The sequence below is a fragment of the Streptomyces sp. NPDC019937 genome, assembly GCF_040631655.1.
Classification (GTDB): Bacteria; Actinomycetota; Actinomycetes; order Streptomycetales; family Streptomycetaceae; genus Streptomyces.
Map to the genome: position 1 here is coordinate 112789 of NZ_JBEYAL010000005.1, position 26620 is coordinate 139408.

The window sequence follows — 26620 nt, forward strand, 5'->3', positions numbered from 1 at the left end:
TCCCCTCGGCATCCTCCGGTCCATCCCCCGGTCCATCCGCTGAGCATCCCCCGGGCCCGGGCCCGGTTGTGGGCCCCGAGCTTTTCTCCAGTGGTCCCGCGCTGAAACCTCCGGGCGGGCACCGCCGCGGCCGGACGTTCAGAACTGGACAGCCTCAACTCCCTTTCCCCGCAGCCGAGATGGTCCCAAGACCGTCTTGACACCCGCGGAAACTACCCGTGCGTAGAGGTGAATTGGGCACGTGTGCGGGGCATAAACCGTTCGGCGTGGCGCCGGGCGGGAAGTGACGGTTCCCGCGCGGTGGCCAGCGCCGGCGTAAGGGCGACGCCGGCCCAGGGGCGGCCCCCGCGTGCGTGGTGGCACACGCGGGGGACCGCCGAATCCAGGGGCAGCCGGGGTCAGCCGGAGGTCACTCCACGGTCACCGACTTCGCCAGGTTGCGCGGCTTGTCGATGTCCCGGCCGAGCGCCAGCGCCGTGTGGTAGGCCAGCAGTTGCAGCGGGATGCCCATCAGGATCGGGTCCAGCTCGACCTCGTTGCGCGGTACCACGATCGTGTGGTCCGCCTTCTCCTGCTCCCGGTGCGCGACGGCGAGGATCCGGCCGCTGCGGGCCTTGATCTCCTCCAGCGTCGCGCGGTTCTTCTCCAGCAGGTCGTCGTCCGGGAGGACCGCGACGGTGGGCACCTCGGGCTCGATGAGCGCGAGCGGTCCGTGCTTCAGCTCCGAGGCCGGGTACGCCTCGGCGTGGACGTAGGAGACCTCCTTCAGCTTCAGGGACGCCTCGCGCGCCACCGGGTAGCCGCGCACCCGTCCGACGAACATCATGCTCTTTGCATTCGCGTATTCCGCGGCGAGCTTCTTGATCTCTTCCTCGCCGCGCAGCACCTCGGCGATCTGCTCGGGCAGCTTGCGCAGCCCCGCGATGATCCGCTTGCCGTCGGCGACCGACAGATCGCGGATCCGGCCGAGGTGGAGGGCGAGCAGGGCGAAGGCGACGGCGGTGTTGGTGAAGCACTTGGTGGAGACGACGCACACCTCCGGCCCCGCGTGGACGTACACCCCGCCGTCCGTCTCGCGCGCGATCGCGCTGCCCACGACGTTGACGACGCCCAGCACCCGCGCGCCCTTGCGCTTCAGCTCCTGGACGGCGGCCAGCGTGTCGTACGTCTCGCCGGACTGGCTGACCGCGATGTAGAGGGTGTCCGGGTCCACGACCGGGTTGCGGTAGCGGAACTCGCTCGCGGGCTCGGCGTCCGCGGGGATGCGGGCCAGCTCCTCGATCAGCTGCGCGCCGATCAGGCCCGTGTGGTACGCCGAACCGCAGCCGAGGATCTTCACCCGGCGGACGCCGCGCGCCTCGCGGGCGTCCAGGTTCAGCCCGCCCAGCCGGACGGTGGAGAAGCGGTCGTCGATCCGGCCGCGCAGCACCCGGTCCACGGCGTCGACCTGCTCGTGGATCTCCTTGTGCATGTACGTGTCATGGCCGCCCATGTCGTACGACTCGGCCTCCCACTCCACCGTCGTCGGCGAGGGGGCGGTGCGGCTGCCCTCGGTGGTGTAGGTGCGGTAGTCGTCGGCCTTGATGGTGGCCATCTCGCCGTCGTCCAGGGTGATCACCTGGCGGGTGTGGCTGACCAGGGCGGCGACGTCCGAGGCGACGAACATCTCCTTCTCGCCGATGCCCAGCACGACGGGGGAGCCGTTGCGGGCGACGACGATGCGGTCCGGGAAGTCCGCGTGCAGCACGGCGATGCCGTACGTGCCCTCGACCAGGGCGAGCGCGTGGCGGACCTTCTCCTCCAGGGTGGTCGCCTGCGAGCGGCCGATGAGGTGGGCGAGGACCTCGGAGTCGGTGTCGGAGACCAGCTCCACGCCGTCGGCGGCGAGCTTGGCGCGCAGGTCGGCGGCGTTGTCGATGATGCCGTTGTGGACGATCGCGACCTTGCCGTCCGCGTCGAGGTGCGGATGGGCGTTGATGTCGTTGGGCGCGCCGTGGGTGGCCCAGCGGGTGTGCGCGATACCGGCGGTGCCCGCGAAGCGCTTGGGCAGCCTGGCCTCCAGATCGCGGACCCGGCCCTTGGCCTTGGCGGTCTTCAGCCCGGCGGCGGACTGCCCGTTCTGTGCGCCCTTGCCCGGCTTGGCCTGGACCGCGATGCCCGCGGAGTCGTAACCGCGGTACTCCAGCCGCTGCAGCCCCTCCAGCAGCAGCGGTGCCACGTCGCGTTTTCCGATGTAGCCGACGATTCCGCACATGGTGTTCAGGCCCTCCCGATTGAATCGATCATGAATGCTCGCCGACTTCGGCGGCGTCGGCCGTAGGCGGCGGCGTCAGCCGTAGACGATGCGGCGCAGCTGGCGCAGCGAGAGTTCGGGCGGTGCCACCGCGCGGTACGGCAGCTCGGCCGTGATCCGCTCGAAGATGTCCGCGTTGGTCAGTCCGCCGGACTGCAGCTCGCGGTGGCGCCGCCGGACGAACTCCTCGGTCGTCTCGTCGAAGTACGCCAGGACGTCCAGCACCACCCGGGCCGCCTCGCCGCGGCTGAGCGGCGTGCTGCGGACCAGGTGGTCGATGAGGTCATCGTGGGACATCCGGCGATCGAGCATCCGTTGATACTGCGGCTCCTCGGGGTGTTTCGCAAAATTCCTGCCCGATATCGGGCAGACTCCGGCCTCAATGGCGGGAAAGCCGACGGAGTGCGGCTTGTTCGGCGGTGGTGGACTCTCCTCCGTGAGGACCACGCCCCGATGAAGATCGCCGAGTTCGCGCAGCCGTGCCGGATCTCGCGACACATTGGTCTACACCTTGACCCCAACTGGGCGGCGCGGTACGCAAGATGTCGCGGTACCCACGATGCGACGCTTCGTTGAAGGGAACCCCTGTGAGACGACGCCGTGCTCGACTGCTGTGCTCCCTCCTGCTGACCGTGGCGGCGGGGGCGGGAACCGCCGCCACGGCCTCGCCGCCCTCCGCGGCGGCCCCGGTCTCCAGCCCGGACGCCGCCGGCGCGCCGGTGCCGCTGGACCGGGTCGTGCCCGCGCCCGCCTCCGTACGGCCCGGCAAGAGCCCGTACACGCTGCGCCCGACGACCCCGATCCGGGTGGCGCCCGGCTCGCCCGCCGCGCGCGCGGCGGGCGACTATCTGGCGGGCCTGCTGCGCCCCTCCACCGGCTACCGGCTGCCGGTCACCGCGCGCGGGGGCGTGGACGGCATCCGGCTGCGGATCGTGCCCGTACGACAGCGCGCCGCGAAGGGGCTCGGCGCGGAGGGCTACCGGCTGGAGGTGACCCGGCGTGCCGTCACCATCAGCGCCCGCACCTCCGCCGGGCTCTTCCACGGCATCCAGACGCTGCGGCAGCTGCTGCCCGCGTCCGTCGAACGCGCCACCCGGCAGCCCGGCCCCTGGCGGATCTCCGGCGGCACCATCACCGACGTGCCGCGCTACGCCTGGCGGGGCGCGATGCTCGACGTCTCGCGGCACTTCTTCACCGTCGACCAGGTCAAGACGTACGTCGACCAGCTCGCCCTCTACAAGATCAACAAACTGCATCTGCACCTCTCCGACGACCAGGGCTGGCGGATCGCCATCGACTCCTGGCCCCGGCTGGCGACGTACGGCGGCTCCACCCAGGTCGGCGGTGGGACCGGCGGCTACTACACCAAGGCCGACTACCGGGAGATCGTGCGGTACGCGGCCTCCCGCCACCTCACCGTCGTCCCCGAGATCGACATGCCCGGCCACACCAACGCGGCCCTCGCCTCCTACGCCGGCCTCAACTGCGACGGCGTCGCACCGCCGCTCTACACCGGCACCGAGGTCGGCTTCAGCTCGCTGTGCGTGCCCAAGGAGGTGACGTACGACTTCGTCGACGACGTCATCCGCGAACTCGCCGCCCTCACCCCCGGCCGCTACCTCCACATCGGCGGCGACGAGGCGCACTCCACCAGCCACGCCGACTACGTGGCCTTCATGGACCGGGTCCAGCCCATCGTCGCCAAGTACGGCAAGACCGTGGTCGGCTGGCACCAGCTGACCGGCGCCCGCCCCGCGAAGGGGGCGATCGCCCAGTACTGGGGGACGGACGGCAGCGAGAAGGAGGTCGCCGACGCCGCCAGGAACGGCACCCGGCTCGTCCTCTCGCCCGCCAACCGCGCCTACCTCGACATGAAGTACGACCCGAGCACCCCGCTGGGGCTCAGCTGGGCCGGATACGTCGAGGCGAAGCAGTCCTACGACTGGGACCCGGGCAGCTACATCGCCGGTGCCCCGCCGTCCTCGGTGCTCGGCGTGGAGGCCCCGATGTGGTCGGAGACGCTCTCCACCAGCGCCCACATCGCGTACATGGCCTTCCCCCGCCTCCCCGGCATCGCCGAACTGGGCTGGTCGCCCCGGTCCACGCACGACTGGGACGACTACCGGGTGCGGCTCGCCGCGCAGGCGCCCCGCTGGGACGCCCTGGGCATCGACTATCACCGCTCCCCGCAGATCCCCTGGCCCGCCACGGGATGAGCCGCCGGGCCCCGGTGCTCAGTTGCTGGTGATCGAGGGAATCGCCGTCGGCGCCCGGACCGGATCGAAGCGGAAGATCTGGCCCGTGTCGCCGGCGGTGCAGGGCAGCTGGACCACCGGGTCCCCCTTCCGGGTCGAACCGCCGGGCAGCGAAACGCACTGGCCCGTGTGCACCGGCTTGATCCGGTAGCCGGGCACCGGCTTCGTGACCCGCTGGATGCGGAACCGCTCGGCGGCGCCCCGGTGCCCGCAGTAGTCGTCCATCATCTGCGCGCCTCCCTCGGAGCTCGCCTTCCCCACGCCGAGACATCCGTAGCCGAGGGCGGGGTGGAGGGACCGGATCCGGTAGACGGAGTCCTGCGCCCCCTCAAGGGCGTACGTCGGAATGGCGCTCCGGCAGTCGGTCTGGAAGACATCGCCGCCGTCCTGGCTCTCCAGCTCGGACAGGCACAGCGAGGAGAGGACCGAACGGATGCGATAGGTGCCCGGCGCGGGAGCGGCCGAAGCGGGCTCCGCGGACGACGCGGCGGTGTCCCGTGTCTTCGGCTCGTCGTCGGCCGTCATCGCCACGACGAGCGAGGCCGCGCCGACGACCAGCACCGCCAGTGCCACCTCGATCAGCCGCCCTCTGGGGATGCCCCGGCGCGGCCGGTCGGCCGCGCCGGGCGCGGCCCGCCGCTCCGCCGGCTCCGGCCGGGACGGCGCCTCCGGCTGCTGCGCCGGGTCGCTCCGCGGTGGCTGCTGCGCCGCGATCCTGTCCCGCGCCTCCAGCCATTGCCCGATACGCGGCTCCTCGCCGCAGGCGCGCAGGAACGCCACCAGCGTTTCGGTCCGTGGCAGCGCGTCCTGCCGCAGCGCATCGGCGAGCGTGCTGCGCGCCAGCACCTCCCCGCGCTCGGCCGCCCGGCTTTCCAGCTGCCGGTATGTCAGCCCCGACCGTTCCTTGAGGGCCCGCAGCAAGGCCATGAATTCCCCGGCACTGCGCACCGCTCCCGGCTCGTACTCCCCCTGGCTCCCCATGCTCCGACATGGTGACGGTGCGCTGCTCGGGTCACAACGCCCTTTCGCGCCACGCTGGTTGCCCCCTCAACCACCCGGGCGGGGATCAGCTCGCGAAGCCCAGCTCCCGTGCGATCAGCATCCGCTGCACCTCGCTCGTCCCCTCCCCGATCTCCAGGATCTTGGAGTCCCGCCACATCCGGGCCACCGGATATTCGTTCATGAAGCCGTAGCCGCCGTGGATCTGTGTCGCCTCGCGGGCATTGGTGACCGCGACCTCCGAGGAGTACAGCTTCGCGATCGACGCCTCCTTCTTGAACGGCTCGCCGCGGACCAGGCGGGAGGCCGCGTCGCGCCAGGCGACACGGGCCATGTGGGCGCGGGTCTCCATGTCGGCGATCTTGAACTGGATGGCCTGGTTGGCACCGATCGGGCGGCCGAAGGCCTCCCGGGTCCTGGCGTACGACACCGACTCGTCCACACAGCCCTGGGCGAGCCCGGTGGCCAGGGCGGAGATGGCGATGCGGCCCTCGTCGAGGATGCGGAGGAACTGGGCGTAGCCGCGGCCCAGATCGCCCAGCAGGTTGGCGGCCGGGACGCGGCAGTCGGCGAAGGACAGCTCGCGGGTGTCCGAGGCGTTCCAGCCGACCTTGGAGTAGGGGGCTGCGACGGTGAGGCCGGGGGTGCCGGAGGGCACGATGATGGAGGAGATCTTGGGGCGGCCGTCCTCGGTGCGGTCGGTGACGGCGGTGACGGTGATCAGGGCGGTGATGTCCGTACCCGAGTTGGTGATGAAGCACTTGGTGCCGTTGATCACCCACTCGTCGGTGGTCTCGTCCAGCCGGGCCGTGGTGCGGGTGGCGCCCGCGTCGGAGCCGCCGCCCGGCTCGGTCAGGCCGAAGGCGCCCAGGGTCTCCCCGGAGCACAGCCCGGGCAGCCACCGGCGCTTCTGCTCCTCCGTCCCGTAGAGGAAGATCGGCATCGCGCCGAGCGAGACCCCGGCCTCCAGGGTGATCGCGACGGAGGAGTCCACCCGGGCCAGCTCCTCCAGGGCCAGGCACAGCGCGAGGTAGTCGCCGCCCATCCCGCCGTACTCCTCGGGGAAGGGCAGACCGAACAGCCCCATCCGGCCCATCTCGCGGATGATCTCGTACGGGAACTCATGCTGCTCCCAGTACTCCCCGATCTTCGGGGCGACCACATCGTGCGCGAATTCCTCCACGGTGCGGCGCAGTTCCTCGTGCTCGGGGGAGAGACGATGGTCGATCGCCATGACTCACATCTCCTTCTGGGAGAGGGCGCGGACGGTGCGGGACGGGCTGGGTCGGCCCAGGTGCCGGGCCATCCACACGCTGGTGGCGGTGAGACGGCGGATATCGACCCCGGTCTCGACGCCGAGGCCGTCGAGCATCCAGACCAGGTCCTCGGTGGCGAGGTTGCCGGTGGCGCTCTTCGCGTACGGGCAGCCGCCCAGGCCGCCCGCGGAGGCGTCGACGGTGGTCACGCCGTGCTGGAGCGCGGCCAGGGTGTTGGCGAGGGCCTGGCCGTAGGTGTCGTGGAAGTGGACGGCGAGCCGGTCGGTGGCGATCCCCGCCTCGTTCAGCGTGGCCAGCAGCTCCAGCACATGGCCGGGGGTGGCCACGCCGATGGTGTCGCCGAGGCTCACCTCGTCGCATCCCATGTCGATCAGGCGGCGGCTGACCGAGACGGTCTGCGAGATCGGGACCGGGCCCTCCCAGGGGTCGCCGAAGCACATCGACAGATAGCCGCGGACGGACACGCCCGCCTCGCGCGCCGCGGTGACGACCGGCTCGAACATGGCGAGCGCGTCGTCCACCGTGCGGTTGAGGTTGGCCTTGGCGAACGACTCGGTGGCGCTGGCGAAGACGGCGATCTCGCGCGCGCCGAGGGCGAGCGCGCGGTCGAGCCCGCGCTGATTGGGCACCAGCACCGGGAGCCGGGCGCGCACGTCGTCGATCAGCGGCATCAGCTGCTCGGCGTCGGCCAGCTGGGGCACCCACTCCGGGCGGACGAAGCTGGTGGCCTCGATGGTGGTCAGCCCCGCGCCGGCCAGCCGCCGGATGAACTCGGCCTTCACGGCGACCGGTACGAGCGCCTTCTCGTTCTGCAGCCCGTCCCGCGGCCCCACCTCATGGATGCGCACCCGGGCGGGCAGCCCCGGGGCCGGAACGGTCATGGGGAGGGACATCACACACGCTCCTCGGTCTCGCGGGTCTCGCGCGGGGTGACGACCGCCAGCAGCTGGTCCATGGCGACCGTGCTGCCGGGGGTCACCTCCAGCTCGGTGACGGTCCCGTCGTGCGGGGCGGAGATGAGGTGCTCCATCTTCATCGCCTCGACCACCAGCAGGCCCTGGCCCGCGGTGACCTCGTCCCCTACGGCCGCCTTCACGACGGTGACGGTGCCGGGCATGGGAGCCGTCAGCTCCCCGGCGTGCGCCGCCGCGGCGCCGCCGCGCAGCGCCTCCTCGATGGGGTCATGCCCCACTACGCGCCAGGCATCCCCGCCCCGCCCCAGCCAATGGCTCGCGCCGTGGGCGACATACCGGAAGCGGTGGGTGACCCCGTCGAGGTCCAGCAGCACCGAGCCGTCCTCCAGCGCCACGAGCCGCGCCGCCGCCTCGGGAGCGGGGCCGCCGGTGCCGTCCGCGCGCTCGATCCGCACCCGCGCCTCGTGGGCCCGGCCGCGCACCCGGACCGTCACCGGGTCGTGGCCGGGGACCCGCAGCCGGTGGACCGTCCAGGCGGGCTCACCGCCGATCCGCCACCCGGTGGGCACGGAGAACGGATCGACCCAGCCGCCCCCGCCGGCCTGGCCGCCTTGCGCGCCGGGCGGCTCCAGCGCCGCCTGGCGCAGCAGCGCCGCCGCCACATGGACCTCGTCGGGGATGGTGGCGGGGAGGAGCGAGGCCGCCGCGCGGTCGACCAGACCGGTGTCCAGCTCGCCCGAGGCGACCTCCGGGTGGGCGGCCAGGCGGCGGAGGAAGCCCGTGTTGGTGTCGACGCCGAGGACGGTCAGGGAACCGAGGGCGGCGCGCAGCCGGCGCAGCGCCGTGGGGCGGTCCGGGCCGTGGGCGACGACCTTGGCGAGCATCGGGTCGTACACCGTGCCGACCTCGGTGCCGGTGCTCAGCCCGGAGTCGACGCGCACCCCTTCGCCCGTGGGCTCGTCCAGGGCGAGCACCGGACCGGCCGACGGGAGGAAGTCCACCCGGCCGTCGCCCGCCGCGCGGGCGGTCTCGGCGCAGATCCGGGCCTCCACCGCATGGCCGCGGAAGGAGACCTCGTCCTGTCCGCACGGCAGCGGTTCGCCCGCGGCGACCCGCAGCTGCCACTCCACCAGGTCCAGCCCAGTGATCAGCTCGGTGACGGGGTGCTCGACCTGGAGGCGGGTGTTCATCTCCATGAAGAAGTGCGCGGACGGGTCGGTGCCCGGCACGATGAACTCCACCGTGCCCGCGCCCACATAGCCGCACGAGCGGGCCGCCTGGACCGCGGCCTCACCCATCAGCGCCCGGGTGGTGTCGTCCAGCAGCGGGCTGGGCGCCTCCTCGATGATCTTCTGATGGCGGCGCTGGAGCGAGCATTCGCGCTCGCCGAGGTGGATCACCTGGCCGTGGCCGTCGGCCAGCACCTGGATCTCGATGTGGCGCGGCCGGTCGATCCAGCGCTCGACGAGCAGCGTGTCATCGCCGAACGCGCCGCGCGCCTCGCGCCGGGCGGCCGCGATCTCGTCGGCGAGCAGCGCCTCGTCCCGCACCAGCCGCATGCCCTTGCCGCCGCCGCCCGCGGACGGCTTGAGCAGCACGGGCGCGCCGATCTCCCGGGCGGCGTCGACGAGCTGGGCGTCCGTCAACCCGCTGCCGGACGAGCCCGGCACCACGGGCACCCCGGCGGCCCGCACGGTCTCCTTGGCGCGGATCTTGTCGCCCATCAGCTCGATGGCCCCGGCCGGCGGGCCGATGAAGACGAGCCCGGCGTCGGCGCAGGCGCGGGCGAACGCCGCGTTTTCCGCGAGGAAGCCATAGCCGGGGTGGACGGCCTGGGCGCCGGTGCGGTCCGCCGCCTCCAGCAGCCGCTCGATCGACAGATAGCTCTCCGCCGCGGCCGCCGGGCCGATCCGCACGGCCGTGTCCGCCTCCCGGACGTGCCGGGCGTCGGCGTCGGCATCGCTGAACACGGCGACCGAGCGGACGCCGAGCCGCCGCAGGGTGCGGATGACCCGCACCGCGATCTCCCCGCGGTTGGCCACCAGGACGGTGTCGAACATCGCATGCGCCGCGCTCATCGGGTGCATCCCCTCACATCCGGAAGACGCCGTAGCCGGGCGCCGCGGGTTCCTTGGCCGTGCGGTCGGGCAGCGGTGCGCTCGCGCACGCGGTGAGGGCGAGGCCGAGCACCGTACGGGTCTCCAGCGGGTCGATCACCCCGTCGTCCCACAGCCGGGCCGTGGCGTAGTACGCGCTGCCCTGGGTCTCGTACTGCTCGCGGACCGGCGCCCGGAACGCCTCCTCGTCCTCCGCGCTCCACTCCTCGCCGCGCGCCTCCAACTGGTCGCGCTTGACCGTCGCGAGGACGGAGGCGGCCTGCTCGCCGCCCATCACCGAGATCTTGGCGTTGGGCCACATCCACAGGAAGCGCGGCGAATAGGCGCGGCCGCACATCGAGTAGTTGCCCGCGCCGTAGGAGCCGCCGATGACGACCGTCAGCTTGGGCACGCGGGTGCAGGCGACGGCGGTGACCATCTTGGCGCCGTGCTTGGCGATGCCGCCCGCCTCATAGCTGCGGCCGACCATGAAGCCCGAGATGTTCTGCAGAAAGACCAGCGGGATGCCGCGCTGATCGCACAGCTCGATGAAGTGGGCGCCCTTCTGGGCCGATTCGGAGAACAGGATGCCGTTGTTGGCGACGATGCCCACCGGATGGCCCATGATCCGGGCGAAGCCGGTGACCAGCGTCGTCCCGAACTCGGCCTTGAACTCGGCGAACCGCGAGCCGTCCACCACCCGCGCGATCACCTCGCGCACGTCGTACGGCGTGCGGGAGTCGACCGGGACCGCCCCGTACATCCCCGCGGGGTCGACCGCGGGCTCCTCGGAGGGCGTGAGCGGCCAGGGCGGGGCGCCCCGCTGGGCGGGGGAGGGCGGCAGGGTGGAGACGATCGTACGGACGATGCGCAGGGCGTGGGCGTCGTCCTCCGCGAGGTGGTCGGTGACGCCCGAGACGCGGGAGTGGACCTCGCCGCCGCCCAGCTCCTCCGCGGTGACGACCTCGCCGGTGGCCGCCTTCACCAGCGGCGGACCGCCCAGGAAGATCGTGCCCTGCCCCCGCACGATGACGGCTTCGTCGCTCATCGCCGGGACATAGGCCCCGCCCGCCGTGCAGGATCCGAGCACCGCCGCGACCTGCGGGATTCCGGCGCCGGACATCCGGGCCTGGTTGTAGAAGATCCGCCCGAAGTGGTCGCGGTCCGGGAAGACCTCGTCCTGCATCGGGAGGAAGGCGCCGCCGGAGTCGACCAGATAGACGCACGGCAGCCGGTTCTCCAGCGCGACCTCCTGGGCGCGCAGATGCTTCTTCACCGTCATCGGGTAATACGTGCCGCCCTTGACGGTGGCGTCATTGGCGATGACGACCACCTCGCGGCCCGCGACCCGCCCGATCCCGGCGATCACTCCCGCCGCGGGGGCCTGGCCCCCGTACAGCCCGTCGGCGGCGAGCGGGGCCAGCTCCAGGAACGGCGAGCCCGGGTCCAGCAGGGTGTCCACCCGGTCGCGCGGCAGCAGCTTCCCGCGCGCGGTGTGCCGGGCCCGCGCCTTCTCGCCGCCGCCCAGCCGGGCCGCGGCGAGCTTCTCGCGCAGCCGCGCGGCCAGCTCGCGGTGGGCGGCCTCATTGGCCTTCCAGGCGTCCGACCCCGGGTCGGCGCCGCTTCGCAGCACCGGTGCCTGCTCCATCGCCACGGGCCCCCTCTTGTCCTGCGGTTAGTGGTCGTTAACCTGATACCCACCAGGTTAACGACCACTAACCCCGCTGTCTAGAATTGCTTCCATGAGCACGCAAGCCCCTGCACCGACCCGCCGCGAACAGATCCTCAAGGAGGCCGCCCGGCTCTTCGCCGAGCGTGGCTTCCACGGCGTCGGCGTCGACGAGATAGGCGCGGCGGTCGGCATCAGCGGCCCCGGTCTCTACCGTCACTTCGCCGGAAAGGAGGCGATGCTGGCGGAGCTGCTGGTCGGCATCAGCGGCCGGCTGCTGACCGGCGGCAAGCGGCGCGCCGCGGAGGCGGCGGAGGCCGGGGACACCCCGGCGGCCGTGCTGGACTCGCTCATCGAGGGCCACATCGACTTCGCCCTGGACGACCGCCCGCTGATCATCCTCCACGACCGTGAGCTGGACCGGCTCCGGGACACCGACCGCAAGCTGGTGCGCTCGCTCCAGCGGCAGTACGTGGAGCTGTGGGTCGAGGTCGTGCGGGAGGTCTATCCCGGGCTCGTCGAGGCGGACGCCCGGGCCTGTGTCCACGCCGTGTTCGGGCTGCTCAACTCCACCCCGCACCTGGGCCGCCCCGGCGCCCTCCCCGGCCGCGCGGCGACCGCCGCCCTGCTGCACCGCCTGGCGCTCGGAGCGTTCGGCGCGGCCCATGATGCGGACGGCTCTGGACAGGCTCAGTGACTGGGCGGTAACTTCGGCTGAGCAAGCGCTTAGCCAGAGGGAGGCCGCAGAGATGCGTCGCACGGTGTTCAACGAGGATCACGAGGCGTTCCGGGAGACCATCCGCGACTTCATCGCCGCCGAGGTCGTGCCGTACTACGAGGAGTGGCGGGAGGCCGGTCAGGCTCCGCGTGACTTCTACAAGAAGCTCGGCGAGCTGGGCGTCTTCGGCATCGAGGTCCCCGAGGAGTACGGCGGCGCGGGCGAGACCAGCTTCAAGTTCAACGCGGTCATCACCGAGGAGTGCGCCCGCGCCGGGGTGAGCTTCGGCGGCAGCAGCGTCCACACCGCGCTGTGCCTCCCGTACATCCTCAAGTACGCCAACGAGGAGCAGAAGCGGCGCTGGCTGCCCTCCTTCGTCTCGGGCGACATGATGACCGCCATCGCCATGACGGAGCCGGGCACCGGCTCGGACCTGGCGGGCATGAAGACGACCGCCAAGCTGTCCGAGGACGGCACGCACTACGTGCTCAACGGCGCCAAGACCTTCATCACCGGCGGCGTGCTCGCCGACCGCGTGCTGGTCTGCGCCCGCACCGCCCCCGCCACCCCCGAGGACCGCCGCGCGGGCATATCGATCCTGGTGGTGGACACCAAGAGCGAGGGGTACGCGGTCGGCCGCAAGCTGGAGAAGCTGGGGCTGAAGACCTCCGACACCGCCGAGCTGTCGTTCACCGACGTCAAGGTGCCGGTGGAGGACCTGCTGGGCGAGGAGGGCAAGGCGTTCGGCTACCTCGCGCACAACCTGCCGCAGGAGCGCCTGGGCATCGCCGTCAGCGCGTACGCGCAGTCCGCCGCGGCGGTCGAGTTCGCCAAGGCCTACGTCCGGGACCGCGAGGTCTTCGGCAAGAGCGTGGCGTCCTTCCAGAACACCAAGTTCACGCTGGCCGACTGCAAGGCCGAGGTGGACGCGATGCAGGCGGTCGTCGACCGGGCCCTGGACGCGCACGACGCCGGTGAGCTGACCGCCGCCGACGCCGCCTCGGCGAAGCTGTTCACCACCGAGCGCGCGGCCGTCGTCATCGACAAGTGCCTGCAGCTGCACGGCGGCTACGGCTACATGATGGAGTACCCCATCGCCCGGCTGTACGCGGACACCCGCGTCACCCGCATCTACGGCGGGACCAGCGAGGTCATGCGGTCCATCGTCGCCAAGTCGATGGGGCTGTGACGGTCGCCATGCGCACGCGTATCGGCAACGGCGCCGCAACACGGGTCTGCAAGACTGCTTGAACCATGAATGACGCACTACAGAGCCTCCTCGATCTGCTCGACCTGGAGCGGATCGAAGAGGACATGTTCCGCGGCACCAGTGATGCCGCACCCCTCGTGCCGCGGGTCTTCGGCGGCCAGGTGGCCGCCCAGGCCCTGGTCGCCGCGGGCCGCACGGTCCCGGAGGACCGTCCGCCGCACTCGCTGCACGCCTACTTCCTGCGGCCCGGCGACCCCGGGGCGCCGATCGTCTACACGGTCGACCGGATCCGCGACGGCTTCTCCTTCACCACGCGCCGCGTGGTCGCCGTCCAGCACGGGCAGCCGATCTTCCACCTGTCCGCCTCCTTCCAGCTGCACGAGGAGGGGCTGGAGCACCAGGAGCCGATGCCGGAGGTGCCGGATCCGCTCTCGCTGCCCACCGCCGAGGAGCTGCTGCCCCGGTACGAGCACCTGTTCGCCGGTCCGGGGGTGGTCGACCGGATGCTGCAGGCACGGGCCGCCGTCGACCTGCGGTACGTGGACGCCCCGCCGTACGGAAGCGTCGGAAAGCCCCGCGAGCCGAAGTCGCAGGTGTGGTTCCGGACCGACGGCAAACTGGACGGCGCCGCCGACGATCCGCTGCTGCACGTCTGCCTGGCCACCTATGTGTCCGACATGACGCTGCTGGACTCGGTGCTCCTCGCCCACGGCCGGGGCGGCTGGGCGGTCGGGGACATCGTCGGCGCCAGCCTCGACCACGCCATGTGGTTCCACCGGCCGTTCCGGGTGGACGACTGGCTGCTGTACGACCAGGAGAGCCCGTCCGCGTCCGGCGGCCGGGGCCTGGCCAAGGGCCGCATCTTCACCGCCGACGGGCGGCTGGCCGTCTCGGTGATCCAGGAAGGGGTCATGCGGGTCCCGCGCCCGAAGAAGTAACCCCCGGGAGGGACGAGGCGACGCGCGTCCACCGTGGCGTACGGCCGGTCTGACGCGCGTCCCGGGCGACGCGCGTCAGAACTGGGCCGTCAGCCCCGCCGCGTCCAGCAGATAGGCCGTCATCGGCGCGTAGAACCTCGGATTGGTCACGTGGTCGTCCAGCGGGACCACCGCCTGCAGCGTCCCCTCCGCCTCGCCGAGGAACAGCGCCGGGTCGTTGCAGTCCGCGTACCCCACCGCGTCGATGCCGCGCTGCCCCGCGCACCCGGCCCAGCCGTGGTCGGCGACCACCAGGTCCGGCAGCGGCCGCCCCTCCCGGGCCAGCCCGTCCAGGATCGCCGCCATGGGGGCGGGGGAGTGGGTGTGCCACAGGGTGGCGCCGCGCTCCAGCATGGCCACGTCGCAGAACTGGAAGACGTACCCCTCGTCCGCGTGCAGCCCGCCCGGGATCTCGACGATCTCGCACCCCGCCGCGTACAGCGCCGACGCCGTCGCGCTGTGCACCTCCAGCAGCCCGCCCGGGTGCCCCGTGGCGAACAGCACCCGCTGCCGCGCCTCGGCCGCCTTCCGCAGCACCGACGCCATCCGGTCCAGCGCGCCGACCGTCAGCTCCGGGTCGATGGTGTCCTGCCCGGTGCGGTGCTCCGGGTCGTCGATCACCCCGCACCGCTCCGCCATGACGGCCAGCACGTCCTGCTCGTCCACCCAGCGGTCTTCCAGCTCCAGCCCCAGCCAGTAGTGGCGGTCGCCGTTCGCGAGCTTGCGGTAGTGGGAGAGGTTGTTCTCGCGGGGAGTGGCGACGTCACCCGCGATGCGCGTACGGACGAGATGGTCGATCAGCTCGGTACGGCTGGGCACGGTACTGGGTATCGGCATGTGGCCCATTGTCGCCCCTGTGCCCGGGGAATGGGGGGCATTGCCCGCTGTGCGGACGTGCCGCGGACGCGGCGGGGCGGGAGGGAAGGCGTGACGCGGTCATGGCGAGTACGGGGCGCCCCGGGGAGACCCGGACGCGCCCCGGCCACAACGGTCCCGGACCGCCCCTAGCGTCCGGAACGGCGGCTACGGGCCATCCCGCCGCCGGAGCCCCGCCCTGCTCCACCACCGGTCCCGCGCCCGGTCCCGCCGGCCCCGCGCTGCGACCCGCTGCCCGCTCCGCGCTGCGTCCCGCCGCCCGACCCGTTGCCGGTGGCGCGCTGCGCCCCGGCGCCGCGCCCCGAGCCGCCCCGGGAGCCGCGGCCCGAGCCACCGCCGCCGCCACCGCGGCGCGCCTGCCGGGGCCCGGGGGCCTGCCGGGGTGCGGGGGCGCTGATCGTCACCGGGACGCCCGAGGGCTCCTGCGCGCCGGTGATACGGGTCAGCTCGTCGTCGGTCGAGTGCACCCGGGCCGTGTTCGGGGTGATGCCCGCGTCGGCCATCAGCCGGGTCATCGCACGGCGCTGGTCGGGCAGGACGAGGGTGACGACGCTGCCGGAGCCGCCCGCGCGGGCGGTGCGCCCGCCACGGTGCAGATAGTCCTTGTGGTCCGCGGGCGGATCCACGTTGAGGACCAGGTCCAGGTCGTCGACGTGGATGCCGCGGGCCGCGACGTTCGTGGCCACGAGCGCGGTGACGTCGCCGGTCTTGAAGCGCTCCAGGGTCTTGGTGCGCTGCGGCTGGGACTTGCCGCCGTGCAGCGCCGCCGCCCGTACGCCGTTGGCTAGCAGATGGCGGGTCAGCCGGTCGACGGCGTGCTTGGTGTCCAGGAACATGATGACGCGGCCGTCCCGGGCGGCGACCCGGGTGGCGACGGAGCGCTTGTCGGTGTCCGCGATGTGCAGCACATGGTGCTCCATCGTGGTGACCGCGCCGGCCGAGGGGTCGACCGAGTGCAGCGCCGGGTCGGTGAGGAACTCGCGCACCAGCTTGCTGATGTTGTTGTCCAGCGTCGCGGAGAACAGCATGCGCTGGCCGTCGGCGGGCACCTGGCGCAGCAGCCGGGTCACCTGGGGGAGGAACCCCATGTCGGCCATCTGGTCGGCCTCGTCGAGAACCGTGATGCGCACCTGGTCCAGTCGGCAGTCGCCGCGGTCGATCAGGTCGTGGAGGCGGCCCGGGGTCGCGATGACCACCTCGGCGCCGTTGCGCAGGGCGTCGGCCTGGCGGTTGATCGACATGCCGCCCACCACGGTGGCCGGGCGCAGCCGCAGCCGGCGGGCGTAGGGCGTGAGCGCGTCGGAGACCTGCTGGGCCAGCTCCCGCGTGGGCACCAGGACCAGGCCGAGCGGACGGCGGGATTCGGCGCGCTGCCCTGCGGTACGGGCCAGCAGCGCGAGGCCGAAGGCCAGGGTCTTGCCGGAGCCGGTCTGCGCGCGCCCGAGGACGTCGCGGCCGGTGAGGGCGCTGGGGAGGGTGGCCGCCTGGATCGGGAACGGCACGGTGACGCCCTGGTGCGTCAGCTCCGCGGCGAGGCCGTCCGGAAGGTCCAGCTCGGCGAACGTGGCGACGGCGGGCAGTACCGGGGTGGTGCCGCGCGGCAGGGCGAACTCGTTGCCGCCGTCGGAGGGACGGCTGCTACGAACGGGTGGCCGGGAGTGTGATGACCGGGGCTTGCGGGGCGAGCGGGCGTAACGGCTCATGCGGCGCCTTCCTGTAACGGGCGGGGATCGGCCCGCGGAAAGCGGGCACGAGCCGGGGCCCGCACCTCATCAGGTGCGGGCCCCGGCTCGCGGTATGCGCTGCGTCAGGCGGGAACGATGTTCTCGGCCTGCGGGCCCTTCTGGCCCTGCGTGACGTCGAACGACACCTTCTGGCCTTCCTGCAGCTCACGGAAGCCCTGGGTCGCGATGTTCGAGTAGTGGGCGAAGACGTCGGCGCCGCCGCCGTCCTGCTCGATGAAACCGAAGCCCTTTTCCGAGTTGAACCACTTCACGGTGCCAGTAGCCATGTCATTTCTCCTTCAATGGGGGCCGAACCGGAATCCGCGTTCGACGGATTCCGCGTCGCCGCATTGACCCCATCCGGACATGACCGGTGAAAACAAAAATGCGCCTGACGCTACATCCCGTCAGGCGCACATAACGTTCATGGGTACCAAAACTGCAACTGTCACGAGCTTAACACGCGAGGGGCCCGGGCGGGGGGAGACGCCGATCACGCGGCAGGGTCGCGCCACCGGCTGCGCCAACGGACGGGACGCCGCCCGGCGCCACCAGGCACGACACCGGCGGGGCCGGCGGGCCAATGGACGCGGTGTCCAAATCGCCCGGGCCGCGTGCTGGGGATCGTACATGTGGGGGAACGGCCGCTCTGCCTACGCTCGAACTCATGACCGCAGCAGACCGTGAGCCCACCGGAACCCCCGTCGGCCCCGTCGACTCATCCCGCATCCCGCGCTACGCGGGCCCCGCCACCTTCGCCCGGCTGCCGCGCGTCGACGAGGTCGGCGGCACCGCGGACGTCGCCGTGGTCGGCGTGCCCTTCGACACCGGCGTCTCCTACCGCCCCGGCGCCCGCTTCGGCGGCAACGCCATCCGCGAGGCGTCCCGGCTGCTGCGCCCGTACAACCCGGCGCAGGACGCGGCGCCCTTCGCCCTCGCCCAGGTCGCCGACGCCGGGGACATCGCCGCGAACCCGTTCGACATCAACGAGGCGGTGGAGACCGTCCAGGCCGCCGCCGACGACCTCCTCGACAGCGGCGCCCGCCTCATGACCCTCGGCGGCGACCACACGATCGCCCTCCCGCTGCTGCGGTCCGTCGCCCGCAAGCACGGCCCGGTCGCCCTGCTGCACTTCGACGCCCACCTGGACACCTGGGACACCTACTTCGGCGCCGAGTACACCCACGGCACGCCCTTCCGGCGCGCCGTAGAGGAGGGCATCCTCGACACCGCCGCCCTCTCGCACGTCGGCACCCGGGGCCCGCTGTACGGGAAGCAGGACCTGGACGACGACGCGAAGATGGGCTTCGGCATCGTCACCTCCGCCGATGTCATGCGGCGCGGCGTGGACGAGGTCACCGACCAGCTGCGGCAGCGCATCGGCGACCGTCCGCTCTACATCTCCATCGACATCGACGTCCTGGACCCGGCCCACGCCCCCGGCACCGGCACCCCCGAGGCGGGCGGTCTCACCTCCCGCGAGCTGCTGGAGATCCTGCGCGGCCTGGCCGGCTGCCACCTGGTCTCCGCCGATCTGGTCGAGGTCGCCCCGGCGTACGACCACGCGGAGATCACAGCCGTGGCGGCCTCCCACACCGCGTACGAACTGACGACGATCATGGCCCGCCAGATCGCCGCCTCCCGCACCGCCTGAGCGCGCCCATCAGGGCCCTTCCGCTAGCTCCCGAGGGCCGTACAACGCCGCCGGGGCGCCGGTGTGGAGGGCCCAGTAGCGGTCGCCGTAGGACCAGTGCCACCACTCGGTCGGGTAGTTGACGAGCCCGGCGGAGGTCAGCGCCGCGCCCAGGGCGTCCCGGTGGGCGCGGGCCCCGGCGGGGATGTTCGCCGCCCCCGTGTAGCAGGCTCGGGCGCTCTCCTCCGGGGTCGCGTCCCAGGGGGTGCCCATATCCAGCTCGTGCCCGTCCGCGTCGGCGAGGGTGAGGTCGACGGCGGCGCCGGCGCTGTGCGGGGCGAGCTCGGGCGGCGATACGTAGCGGCTCGCCGCCGCCCGGATCTCCCCGTCGGACCAGCCGGGGTGCGCGGCGCGGAGCCGGGCGGCGTAGCGCGTGAAGTAGTGCCGCTGCAGCTCGAGCGGCCGGTATCCCTCGATGAACAGCAGCCGCAGCCCCGGCGGCAGCGCCGACTGCGCCGTCAGCAGCCGCTCCAGCAGACCCTGCCGCAGGAAGGCGTACGCCCCGGCGGGGTCCGCCGCCCGGCCGTCGACCAGCAGCCGCGGTGCGCGGCGTACGTCCGTCAGCGGCTCCCCGCACTCCCTGACCGGCACGGCCGCGACCCTCGGGTCGGACATCAAGGTGATTTCAGGCATGGGCTGATCGTCGCAGCTGCTCCTGCCCGGCGGGGCGCACGACCGCCTGGTCGCCGACCGCCGCCCCCGCCACGCCCTGAGGGGCGCGCCCGCCTCGTACCCGTCATACCTGAGAGCTACGCGGCGAGTGCACCCCCTGGAGTGACGCCAACTACCCGCCCCGCTCCCTACCTTCCGTACATACGACATCCGGTACGGAAGGGGACATCGATGGCATCCCGTGTGCGCGGCCGCCTCCGCCGCACTCTGCTCGGCATGCTCGTCGCCGCCTCGGTGGCCGTGCCGGTGGCGGGCGCCGCGCGGCCCGCGGCGGTCCCGGCGCCCGCGCCGTCGGCGCTGCCCCCGCTGACCGCCGCGACGCCCGCCGTCCTCGGCGCGCGGTACGCCGCCCACCGCGCGGACATTCGGGCCGCCGAGCGGATGGCCGCCGGCCACGGGGACCGGCGGCGGGCGGCCGCGCTGCGGGAGATGGCGGCACCGTCCCGGCGGTTCCTCTCCTTCGACGGGCGGGACGGGGGCCGTTCCGCCGAGGTCTTCGGGGATCTGTCGCGCGCCGCGCGGGTCGCCGTCCTGGTGCCGGGTTCGGACACCAGCCTCGACCGGTACGGGCGCCTGCGCGCCGGGGCCGTCGCGCTGGAGCACCAGCTGGGGCGGCGGGGCGCCGTCGTCGCCTGGCTCGGCTACGAGACGCCGGGCACGGTGAGCCCCGAGGTGCTGACGGCGGGCCTGGCCGACCGCGCGGCGCCCGGACTCGCCTCCTTTGTCGGGGAGTTGGCCACCGCCGCGCCCCGGGCCCGGATCTCGCTGCTCTGCCACTCCTACGGCTCGCTGGTGTGCGCCAGGGCCGCGCACGGGCTGGCGGTCGCGGACATCGTCCTGTACGGCAGTCCCGGCGTCGGCGCCTCCGGCGTCGGTCAGTTGCGCACCCGGGCCGCCGTCTGGGCGGGCCGGGGCGCGCACGACTGGATCGGTCACGTCCCGCATGTGCGGATCCCGCTGCTGTTCACCACCGTCGGGCTGGGCACCGACCCCGTCTCGAAGGGCTTCGGCGCCCGGATCTTCGACGCGGGCGGCGGCGGCCACAGCGACTACCTCAAGCCCGGCTCCGTCAGCCTGCGGAGCCTGGCCCGGATCGTGGGGGACGGCCGTGCGTGAGCTGATCCGGCGCATCGACGCCGCCACCCCGCCCGGCCGCGACCGCGCCGTGGACGCGCTGCGCGCCTTCGCCATCCTCGGCGTGGTGCTCGGCCACTGGCTGGTGACCGCCCTCGTCGCCGACAGCGGCACCGTGCGGACGGCGAGCCTGCTGCTCTATCAGCCCCATCTCGTTCCGCTCTCCTGGGCGTTGCAGACCCTCGCGGTCTTCTTCCTGGTGGGCGGGCAGATGAGCGTGAAGAGCCACGAGTCCGCCCGCGCCCGGGGCGTGACGTACCGCCAGTGGCTGGGCGCCCGCATGGCCCGGCTGTTCCGGCCGGTCGCCGCGCTGCTGGTGGTGTGGACCCTGGCGGCGGGGGCGATGCTGGCCTCCGGGGTCGGCCTGACGACCCTGCACACCCTGCTCAAGCTGGTGCTGTCACCGCTGTGGTTCCTGCTGGTCTTCGCGGCGCTCACGGCGGCGACCCCGCTGGTGGCGCGGCTGCATCCGCTGTGGCCGCTCGCCGTCGTCCTCCACGTCGACCTGGTCCGGTTCGGCCTCGGCGGGCCCGCCCGGCTCGGCTGGATCAACCTGGCGGCGGGCTGGCTGGTCCCGTACTGCCTGGGCGCGGCGTGGGCGCGTGGCGGACTGCGGGGGCGCACGACCGGCTGGGTGCTGCTGCTCGGTGGCGGTGCGGTCACGGCCGGGCTCGTCCGGTTCGGCGGCTATCCGGCGGCCATGGTCGGGGTCCCGGGCGCCGCGATATCCAACCTCAACCCGCCGACCCTGGCCGCCGTCACCTTCGGCCTGGCCCAGTGCGGGGCGGCCCTGCTGCTGCTCGGACCACTGCGGCGGGCGCTGGCGCGGCCCGCGGTCTGGGCGGGGGTGGCGCTGCTGAACCTCTCCGCGATGACGATATTTCTCTGGCACCAGACTGCGATGATGGCGGTCACCTCGACGGTCCTGCGACTGACCGGCCCGCTGCCCGGCTTGCACACCCTGCCCGACCACCCGGGCTGGATGGCGGCCCGGCTGCTGTGGCTGCCGGCGTTCGCGGCGGCGCTCCTGGTGTGCCGGGCGGCGTTCGGTACGTACGAACGGGACGAACCGCGCAAGGGTGGCGGCCGAGTGGTCCGCGAGGGGCGTCCGGCCGGAAACATGGCGAAGGGGGCGGTGGCGCGGCGTGGCTAGGGCGAGTGCCGTGACGGAACGGGAGGCGGCGTCCGGGCTGTTGCGTCGGCTGGCGGACGGCCTGCTCGTGGTACCACGCACCCTGCGCGATGACCTGTGGACGGTGGCCCGCGATCCGCTGCCGCGGATGCCCTGGCTGGGGCGGCTGCCCCATGGCCACGTGGTGGCCTTCGCGGTGATCATGGGTTGGCTCAACGCGGCGGAGCGCCAAGGGCATTACAGCCCGAACGTCACCCTCGTGTCCCTGCTCGTCGTGCTCCAGTCGGCCGCCGTCCTCCTCGTGCTGTCCCGCCCGATACCCGGCTGGTGGCTCTCGACAGCCGTGCTCTTCGTGTCGGCGGCGCTCCCTGGAAACGGGTTCAGCCTCGGCGGAGTGGGGCCCTGGAGCATCGCGCAGATCGTGCTGCACACCCTCGTGCTGTTCCTGCTGGCCCTGCGGGTGCGCCCTCGGATCGCGGCCGAGGCGCTGGCGCTGACCCTACTGGCGGCGGTGGTCAATCTGGCCCTCATGCCCGTGGACCGTGGAGGGGACCCCAACGTGGTCGCCGTGTCCTACGCGACCGCCGTGGTGGTCGGCACCGCGCTGCGCGGCCGCCGGGTGGCCCGGGCGCGGCTGGTCGAGCAGGAGGAGATCACCGCCGAGGAGCGGGCCCGGCGCACCCTGCTGGAGGAGCGCAACCGGATCGCCCGGGAGCTGCACGACGTGGTCGCGCACCACATGTCGGTCATCTCCATCCAGGCACAGGTCGCCCCGCATCTGGCCGAGAACCCCTCCGACGAGCTCAAGGAGAACCTGGCGGGCATCCGCCGCAGCGCGGTCGAGGCGCTGACCGAACTGCGCCGGGTGCTGGGGGTGCTGCGCTCCGAGGACACCCTCGCCGAGGGAGTACGGCACGCCCCGCAGCCCACCCTCGATCGGCTGGACGAGCTGGTGGACACGGTGCGCGGCACCGGGATCCCTGTGGACGTCGAGATCTGCGGCGAGCGGCGGCCGCTGCCACCGGGCCTCGAACTGTCGGCGTTCCGCATCGTGCAGGAGGCGCTGAGCAATGTGATGCGGCACGCGCCGGGGGCGGAGGTGAAGGTGGAGATCGGGTATCACCCGGACGGGCTCACCGTCCGGGTCTTCAACACCGCCCCCGACCGGTCGGCCCTGCCGACGCCGGGCACCGGGCACGGGCTGCTCGGGATGCGGGAGCGCACCGCGATGCTGCGGGGCGAGCTGGCCACCGGCCCCACTCCGGACGGGGGTTACGAGGTGGCCGCCGTACTGCCCGCGTACCTCGTGCCCGAAGCCGCCAGAGCCGAGGCCGCCACGGCCACCGAGACCGCCGAGGACATCGCATGACAACGAGCATCCGCGTCCTGATCGCCGATGACCAGGTCATGGTCCGTCAGGGCTTCACGGTGCTGCTGAACGCCGAACCCGGCATCGAGGTCGTCGGCCAGGCCGTGGACGGGGAGGACGCCATCGCCCAGGTCGCAGGCCTCGCCCCCGATGTCGTCCTGATGGACATCCGCATGCCCGGTCTCGGCGGCATCGAGGCGACCCGTCGGCTCACCGAACCGGACGGCGCCACCGTCAGGGTCCTCGTCCTCACCACCTTCGACCTCGACGAGTACGTGTACGAGGCGCTGCGCGCGGGCGCGTCCGGGTTCCTCCTGAAGGACGCGTCGGCGGAGGAACTGGCCCATGCGGTACGGGTGGTGGCTGCCGGGGACGCGCTGCTCGCCCCGAACATCACCAAGCGCCTCATCACCGAGTTCTCCCGGGTGACCGCCGCCGCCCCGCGCGCTCCCCTCAAGGACCGCATCGGCGATCTGACGGAGCGCGAGACCGAAGTGCTGACCCTGATCGCCCAGGGGCTGTCGAACGCGGAGATCGCCGCCCGGCTGGTGGTGGCGGAGCAGACCGTGAAGACCCATGTCGGCCGGATCCTGCTCAAGCTGAACCTGCGCGACCGCACCCAGGCGGCGGTCTTCGCGTACGAGACGGGCCTGGTGCGCCCGAGCGCGTTCTGATGTCGCCTCCCGGCCGTTCCAACTCGTGAACGTGTGTTCAGGCAGTGAAGGCGTTGCGCGATCCATTGACCTGTTGTGTTCACCTCTTTATCGTCACTGCGACCGTCACCGGCGAACCACCGACGGAGAACAATGACGTACTCCACCCCCCGGCTGCCGCGCACCGCCCGGCTGGTCGCACCGCTGCTCGTCTGCGGGCTGATCGCCGCCGTGCCTCCGGCGTCCGCCGCTCCCGAATCCGACTCCTCAGCGGCGGCCCGGGCCGGCGCCGGGGGCTGTGCGCGTGGGCCGTCCGGCGGCTGGGCGCTGACCTCGGACCGTATCGATCCCAAGGACAGCTACCACGCGTACGTGGGGAACGGCTATCTCGGGCAGCGTGTGCCGCCGAACGGCACCGGTTATACGGGCGGCGGCGACAAGACCGGATGGCCGCTGTTCACGCCCCGCTATGACGGGGCGTTCGTCTCCGGTCTGTACGCGCACAACAAGAAGACCACCGAGAACCGGCAGGTCGCGGCCGCCATCCCCAACTGGTCCACGCTGAACGTGGCCACCGGGGGCAAGGGTTCGGAGACCTTCGGCCCGGGGACGTCCGCGGGGCGCGTCTCGGACTACCGGCAGACCGTCTTCATGCGCTGCGGCTTCGTCCGTACGTCCCTCACCTGGACGGCGTCCGACGGCCGCGCCACCGACCTCACCTACGACGTGCTCGCCGACCGGAACGACGCGCACGTGGGCGCCGTACGGCTGCGCATGACCCCGCACTGGAGCGGCGACGCCACCGTCACCGACCGCATCGACGGGCGCGGCGCGCGCCGCATGACGCAGACCGGCGGCGGAACGCACGGCGGCCGTACGGTCGATGTGGCCTTCCGTACGGACGGCACCAAGACCGACGGCGCCGTCGCGTCCACCCTGCGGCCCGGCCGCAACGTACAAGACGCGAACGCGGAACGGGCCGACGAGGACGCGAAGTTGAGCGCCCGGCAGGGGGTGCGCTTCCCGGTGCGGCAGGGCCGCGCGTACGAGTTCACCAAGTACGTCGGCGTCGACACCGCGCTGACCTCCCACGCCCCGCGCGCCGACGCCGTCGCCGCCTCCCGGCGGGCCGCCGACCGCGGCTGGCCCGCGCTGTTCGCCGAGCACACCGCCGCCTGGCGGAAGCTCTGGCGCTCCGACATCGAGATCGGCGGCCGCAGGCAGCGCGACCTCCAGGGCTGGGTGCGCTCCGCGCAGTACGGGCTGCTGTCCGCCACCCGCGCGGGCTCCCGCAACAGCATCTCCCCGACCGGGCTGACCAGCGACAACTACGGCGGCCTGATCTTCTGGGACGCCGAGACCTGGATGTACCCGGGGCTGCTGGCGAGCCACCCCGAACTGGCCAAGTCCGTGGTGGAGTACCGCTACAAGACCCGCGCGGGCGCCCGCGGCAACGCGCGCAAGCTCGGCTACCCCGGCCTCTTCTACCCCTGGACCAGCGCGAGCAAGGGCGGGCTATGGACCGAGTGCCACAGCTGGGACCCGCCGCACTGCCGCACCCAGAACCACCTGCAGAGCGATATCGCCCTCGCGGCCTGGCAGTACTTCCAGGCCACCGGCGACGCCACCTGGCTGCGCGAGCGCGGCTGGCCGGTGCTCAAGGGCATCGCCGAGTTCTGGGCCGGGCGGGTCACCCACAACGCCGACGGCAGCTACTCCATCAAAAACGTCGCGGGCCCCGACGAGTACAGCAACGGTGTGGACGACGCGGTGTTCACCAACGCCGGAGCCGCCACCGCCCTGCGCGACGCCGCCCGCGCCGCCCGCGTCCTCGGCGAGAAGCCCCCCGCCGCCTGGACCCGGATCGCGGACAAGCTGCGCATCCCGTACGACAAGAAGAAGCAGGTCTTCCAGCAGTACGACGGCTACAAGGGCTCGCTGATCAAGCAGGCGGACACCGTGCTGCTCATGCACCCGCTGGAGTGGCCGATGTCCCGGGAGGCCGCCGCCAAGACGCTCGACTACTACGCGGCGCGCACCGACCCGGACGGCCCGGCCATGACCGACTCGGTCCACGCGATCGACGCCGCGTCCATCGGGGAGCCCGGCTGCTCCTCGTACACGTACCTGATGCGCTCCATCAAGCCGTTCGTGCGCGGCCCGTTCGACCAGTTCTCGGAGGCGCGCGGCGAGAAGGCGGGCGCCGAGGACCCGCTGGCCGGGTCGCCCGCGCAGGACTTCCTCACCGGCAAGGGCGGCTTCCTCCAGGTCTTCACCCACGGTCTGACCGGGATGCGGATGCGCGAGGACGCCGTACGGCTCGACCCCACGCTGCCGCCGCAGCTGCGCGACGGCGTCACGCTGCGCGGCCTGCGCTGGCAGGGCCGTACGTACGACGTGGCGATCGGCCCGCACGAGACGAGGGTGCGGCTGACCGCCGGCGCGCCGTTCGGCATCGAGACGCCGCAGGGCGGGAAGCAGGTCGTGAGCGAGGGCGCCCCCGCCGTCCTCAAGACCCGCCGCCCGGACCTCACCCCGACCACCAACCTCGCCCGCTGCCAGGAGGCGACGGCGAGTTCGCGGGAGCCGGGCATGGAGCCGGGCGCCGCCCTCGACGGCAACGCGGCCACCGCCTGGGTGCCCGACGCGGCCCGGGGCACGCTCACCGCCGACCTCGGCCGGACCGTACGGATCGGCGAGGTCACCCCGCGGTGGACCACCACCCGGCCCGCCGCGCACCGCGTCGAGACCTCGCGCGACGGCAGGCACTGGCGCGACGGGACGACGGGCCCGGCCCGCTACGTCCGTGTCACGCTGCGCTCGGCGGACGACAAGAAGCGCGCGGGCATCGAGGAACTGAAGGTGACGCGGGACCGGTGACCCGGCGGACCGGGCAGCGCGGCGCCGGCGTACCGCGGTACGCCGGCGCCGCGTGGCGTCACGGTGCGGTCCTCCTGAG

At 72.8% G+C, this 26620-nt stretch carries 21 protein-coding genes; 10 read left to right on the plus strand and 11 right to left on the minus strand.

The features are described from left to right. Positions 1 to 409: 409 nt before the first annotated feature. Both glmS and ABZ562_RS06305 read right to left on the minus strand, forming a co-directional pair. Positions 410 to 2254: a glutamine--fructose-6-phosphate transaminase (isomerizing) gene (gene glmS / locus ABZ562_RS06300; RefSeq protein WP_361474778.1), complete on the minus strand. Its 1845-nt coding sequence runs from the start codon at positions 2252 to 2254 to the stop codon at positions 410 to 412. A 75-nt stretch (positions 2255 to 2329) separates the two neighbouring features. Next, positions 2330 to 2605: a hypothetical protein gene (locus ABZ562_RS06305; RefSeq protein WP_055552634.1), complete on the minus strand. Its 276-nt coding sequence runs from the start codon at positions 2603 to 2605 to the stop codon at positions 2330 to 2332. A gap of 230 nt (positions 2606 to 2835) precedes the next feature. Between ABZ562_RS06305 and ABZ562_RS06310 the strand changes: the two genes are divergently transcribed. Beyond that, positions 2836 to 4509 (plus strand): beta-N-acetylhexosaminidase, encoded by a 1674-nt coding sequence (locus tag ABZ562_RS06310; RefSeq protein WP_361474780.1) that lies wholly within the window; start codon positions 2836 to 2838, stop codon positions 4507 to 4509. Positions 4510 to 4527: 18 nt separating this feature from the next. On the opposite strand, the gene ABZ562_RS06315 is transcribed toward ABZ562_RS06310, so the two are convergent. From ABZ562_RS06315 to ABZ562_RS06335, 5 genes are all read right to left on the minus strand, one after another. Beyond that, positions 4528 to 5529, minus strand: coding sequence for an RICIN domain-containing protein (locus ABZ562_RS06315; protein ID WP_361474782.1), 1002 nt, complete (start codon positions 5527 to 5529; stop codon positions 4528 to 4530). A gap of 85 nt (positions 5530 to 5614) precedes the next feature. Continuing rightward, positions 5615 to 6781 carry an acyl-CoA dehydrogenase family protein gene (locus ABZ562_RS06320; protein ID WP_361474784.1) on the minus strand — a complete coding sequence of 389 codons (1167 nt, stop codon included), beginning with the start codon at positions 6779 to 6781 and terminating at the stop codon, positions 5615 to 5617. Between the two features lie 3 nt (positions 6782 to 6784). Then, positions 6785 to 7717 carry a hydroxymethylglutaryl-CoA lyase gene (locus ABZ562_RS06325; RefSeq protein WP_361474786.1) on the minus strand — a complete coding sequence of 311 codons (933 nt, stop codon included), beginning with the start codon at positions 7715 to 7717 and terminating at the stop codon, positions 6785 to 6787. Continuing rightward, the gene (locus tag ABZ562_RS06330) at positions 7717 to 9798 is read right to left on the minus strand and encodes a biotin carboxylase N-terminal domain-containing protein (RefSeq protein ID WP_361474974.1); all 2082 of its coding nucleotides are present in this window, start codon (positions 9796 to 9798) and stop codon (positions 7717 to 7719) included. Before ABZ562_RS06330 ends, ABZ562_RS06325 begins: the two co-directional genes overlap by 1 nt. Before the next feature lie 31 nt (positions 9799 to 9829). Next, positions 9830 to 11482, minus strand: a complete 1653-nt coding sequence (locus ABZ562_RS06335) for a carboxyl transferase domain-containing protein (protein WP_361474788.1) — start codon at positions 11480 to 11482, stop codon at positions 9830 to 9832. Positions 11483 to 11576: 94 nt separating this feature from the next. Here ABZ562_RS06335 and ABZ562_RS06340 point away from each other — a divergent pair, with 94 nt between their 5' ends. From ABZ562_RS06340 to ABZ562_RS06350, 3 genes are all read left to right on the plus strand, one after another. Further along, a complete protein-coding gene (locus ABZ562_RS06340) occupies positions 11577 to 12200 on the plus strand; it encodes a TetR/AcrR family transcriptional regulator (RefSeq protein ID WP_361474790.1) in 624 nt (207 codons plus the stop codon). A 52-nt stretch (positions 12201 to 12252) separates the two neighbouring features. Next, positions 12253 to 13410: an acyl-CoA dehydrogenase family protein gene (locus ABZ562_RS06345; RefSeq protein ID WP_361474792.1), complete on the plus strand. Its 1158-nt coding sequence runs from the start codon at positions 12253 to 12255 to the stop codon at positions 13408 to 13410. 65 nt (positions 13411 to 13475) lie between these two features. Next, positions 13476 to 14369 carry an acyl-CoA thioesterase II gene (locus ABZ562_RS06350; protein ID WP_361474794.1) on the plus strand — a complete coding sequence of 298 codons (894 nt, stop codon included), beginning with the start codon at positions 13476 to 13478 and terminating at the stop codon, positions 14367 to 14369. 75 nt (positions 14370 to 14444) lie between these two features. On the opposite strand, the gene ABZ562_RS06355 is transcribed toward ABZ562_RS06350, so the two are convergent. The 3 genes from ABZ562_RS06355 to ABZ562_RS06365 all read right to left on the minus strand — a co-directional run bounded on the left by ABZ562_RS06355 (position 14445) and on the right by ABZ562_RS06365 (position 17295). Continuing rightward, positions 14445 to 15245 (minus strand): phosphatase, encoded by an 801-nt coding sequence (locus ABZ562_RS06355; RefSeq protein WP_361474796.1) that lies wholly within the window; start codon positions 15243 to 15245, stop codon positions 14445 to 14447. A 167-nt stretch (positions 15246 to 15412) separates the two neighbouring features. Further along, positions 15413 to 16987, minus strand: coding sequence for a DEAD/DEAH box helicase (locus tag ABZ562_RS06360; protein WP_361474798.1), 1575 nt, complete (start codon positions 16985 to 16987; stop codon positions 15413 to 15415). A gap of 104 nt (positions 16988 to 17091) precedes the next feature. After that, positions 17092 to 17295 carry a cold-shock protein gene (locus ABZ562_RS06365; RefSeq protein ID WP_015607926.1) on the minus strand — a complete coding sequence of 68 codons (204 nt, stop codon included), beginning with the start codon at positions 17293 to 17295 and terminating at the stop codon, positions 17092 to 17094. A gap of 380 nt (positions 17296 to 17675) precedes the next feature. Between ABZ562_RS06365 and speB the strand changes: the two genes are divergently transcribed. Further along, entirely contained in the window at positions 17676 to 18662 is a 987-nt protein-coding gene (gene speB / locus ABZ562_RS06370; RefSeq protein ID WP_361474800.1) for an agmatinase, read from the plus strand. A 9-nt stretch (positions 18663 to 18671) separates the two neighbouring features. Here the strand turns inward: speB and ABZ562_RS06375 are convergent, their stop codons facing one another. Then, positions 18672 to 19334, minus strand: coding sequence for a M15 family metallopeptidase (locus ABZ562_RS06375; RefSeq protein ID WP_361474802.1), 663 nt, complete (start codon positions 19332 to 19334; stop codon positions 18672 to 18674). Positions 19335 to 19544: 210 nt separating this feature from the next. On the opposite strand from ABZ562_RS06375, the gene ABZ562_RS06380 reads away from it, so the two are divergent. From ABZ562_RS06380 to ABZ562_RS06400, 5 genes are all read left to right on the plus strand, one after another. Beyond that, positions 19545 to 20489 (plus strand): alpha/beta hydrolase, encoded by a 945-nt coding sequence (locus ABZ562_RS06380; RefSeq protein WP_361474804.1) that lies wholly within the window; start codon positions 19545 to 19547, stop codon positions 20487 to 20489. After that, positions 20482 to 21660 carry an acyltransferase gene (locus ABZ562_RS06385; RefSeq protein ID WP_361474806.1) on the plus strand — a complete coding sequence of 393 codons (1179 nt, stop codon included), beginning with the start codon at positions 20482 to 20484 and terminating at the stop codon, positions 21658 to 21660. The genes ABZ562_RS06380 and ABZ562_RS06385 overlap by 8 nt, the downstream gene beginning before the upstream one ends. 10 nt (positions 21661 to 21670) lie before the next feature. After that, positions 21671 to 23008 (plus strand): sensor histidine kinase, encoded by a 1338-nt coding sequence (locus ABZ562_RS06390; protein WP_361474808.1) that lies wholly within the window; start codon positions 21671 to 21673, stop codon positions 23006 to 23008. Further along, the gene (locus ABZ562_RS06395) at positions 23005 to 23682 is read left to right on the plus strand and encodes a response regulator transcription factor (protein WP_361474810.1); all 678 of its coding nucleotides are present in this window, start codon (positions 23005 to 23007) and stop codon (positions 23680 to 23682) included. Before ABZ562_RS06390 ends, ABZ562_RS06395 begins: the two co-directional genes overlap by 4 nt. Before the next feature lie 132 nt (positions 23683 to 23814). Continuing rightward, complete coding sequence (locus ABZ562_RS06400; RefSeq protein ID WP_361474812.1) at positions 23815 to 26541, plus strand: discoidin domain-containing protein; 2727 nt, start codon at positions 23815 to 23817, stop codon at positions 26539 to 26541. Positions 26542 to 26620 lie beyond the last annotated feature (79 nt).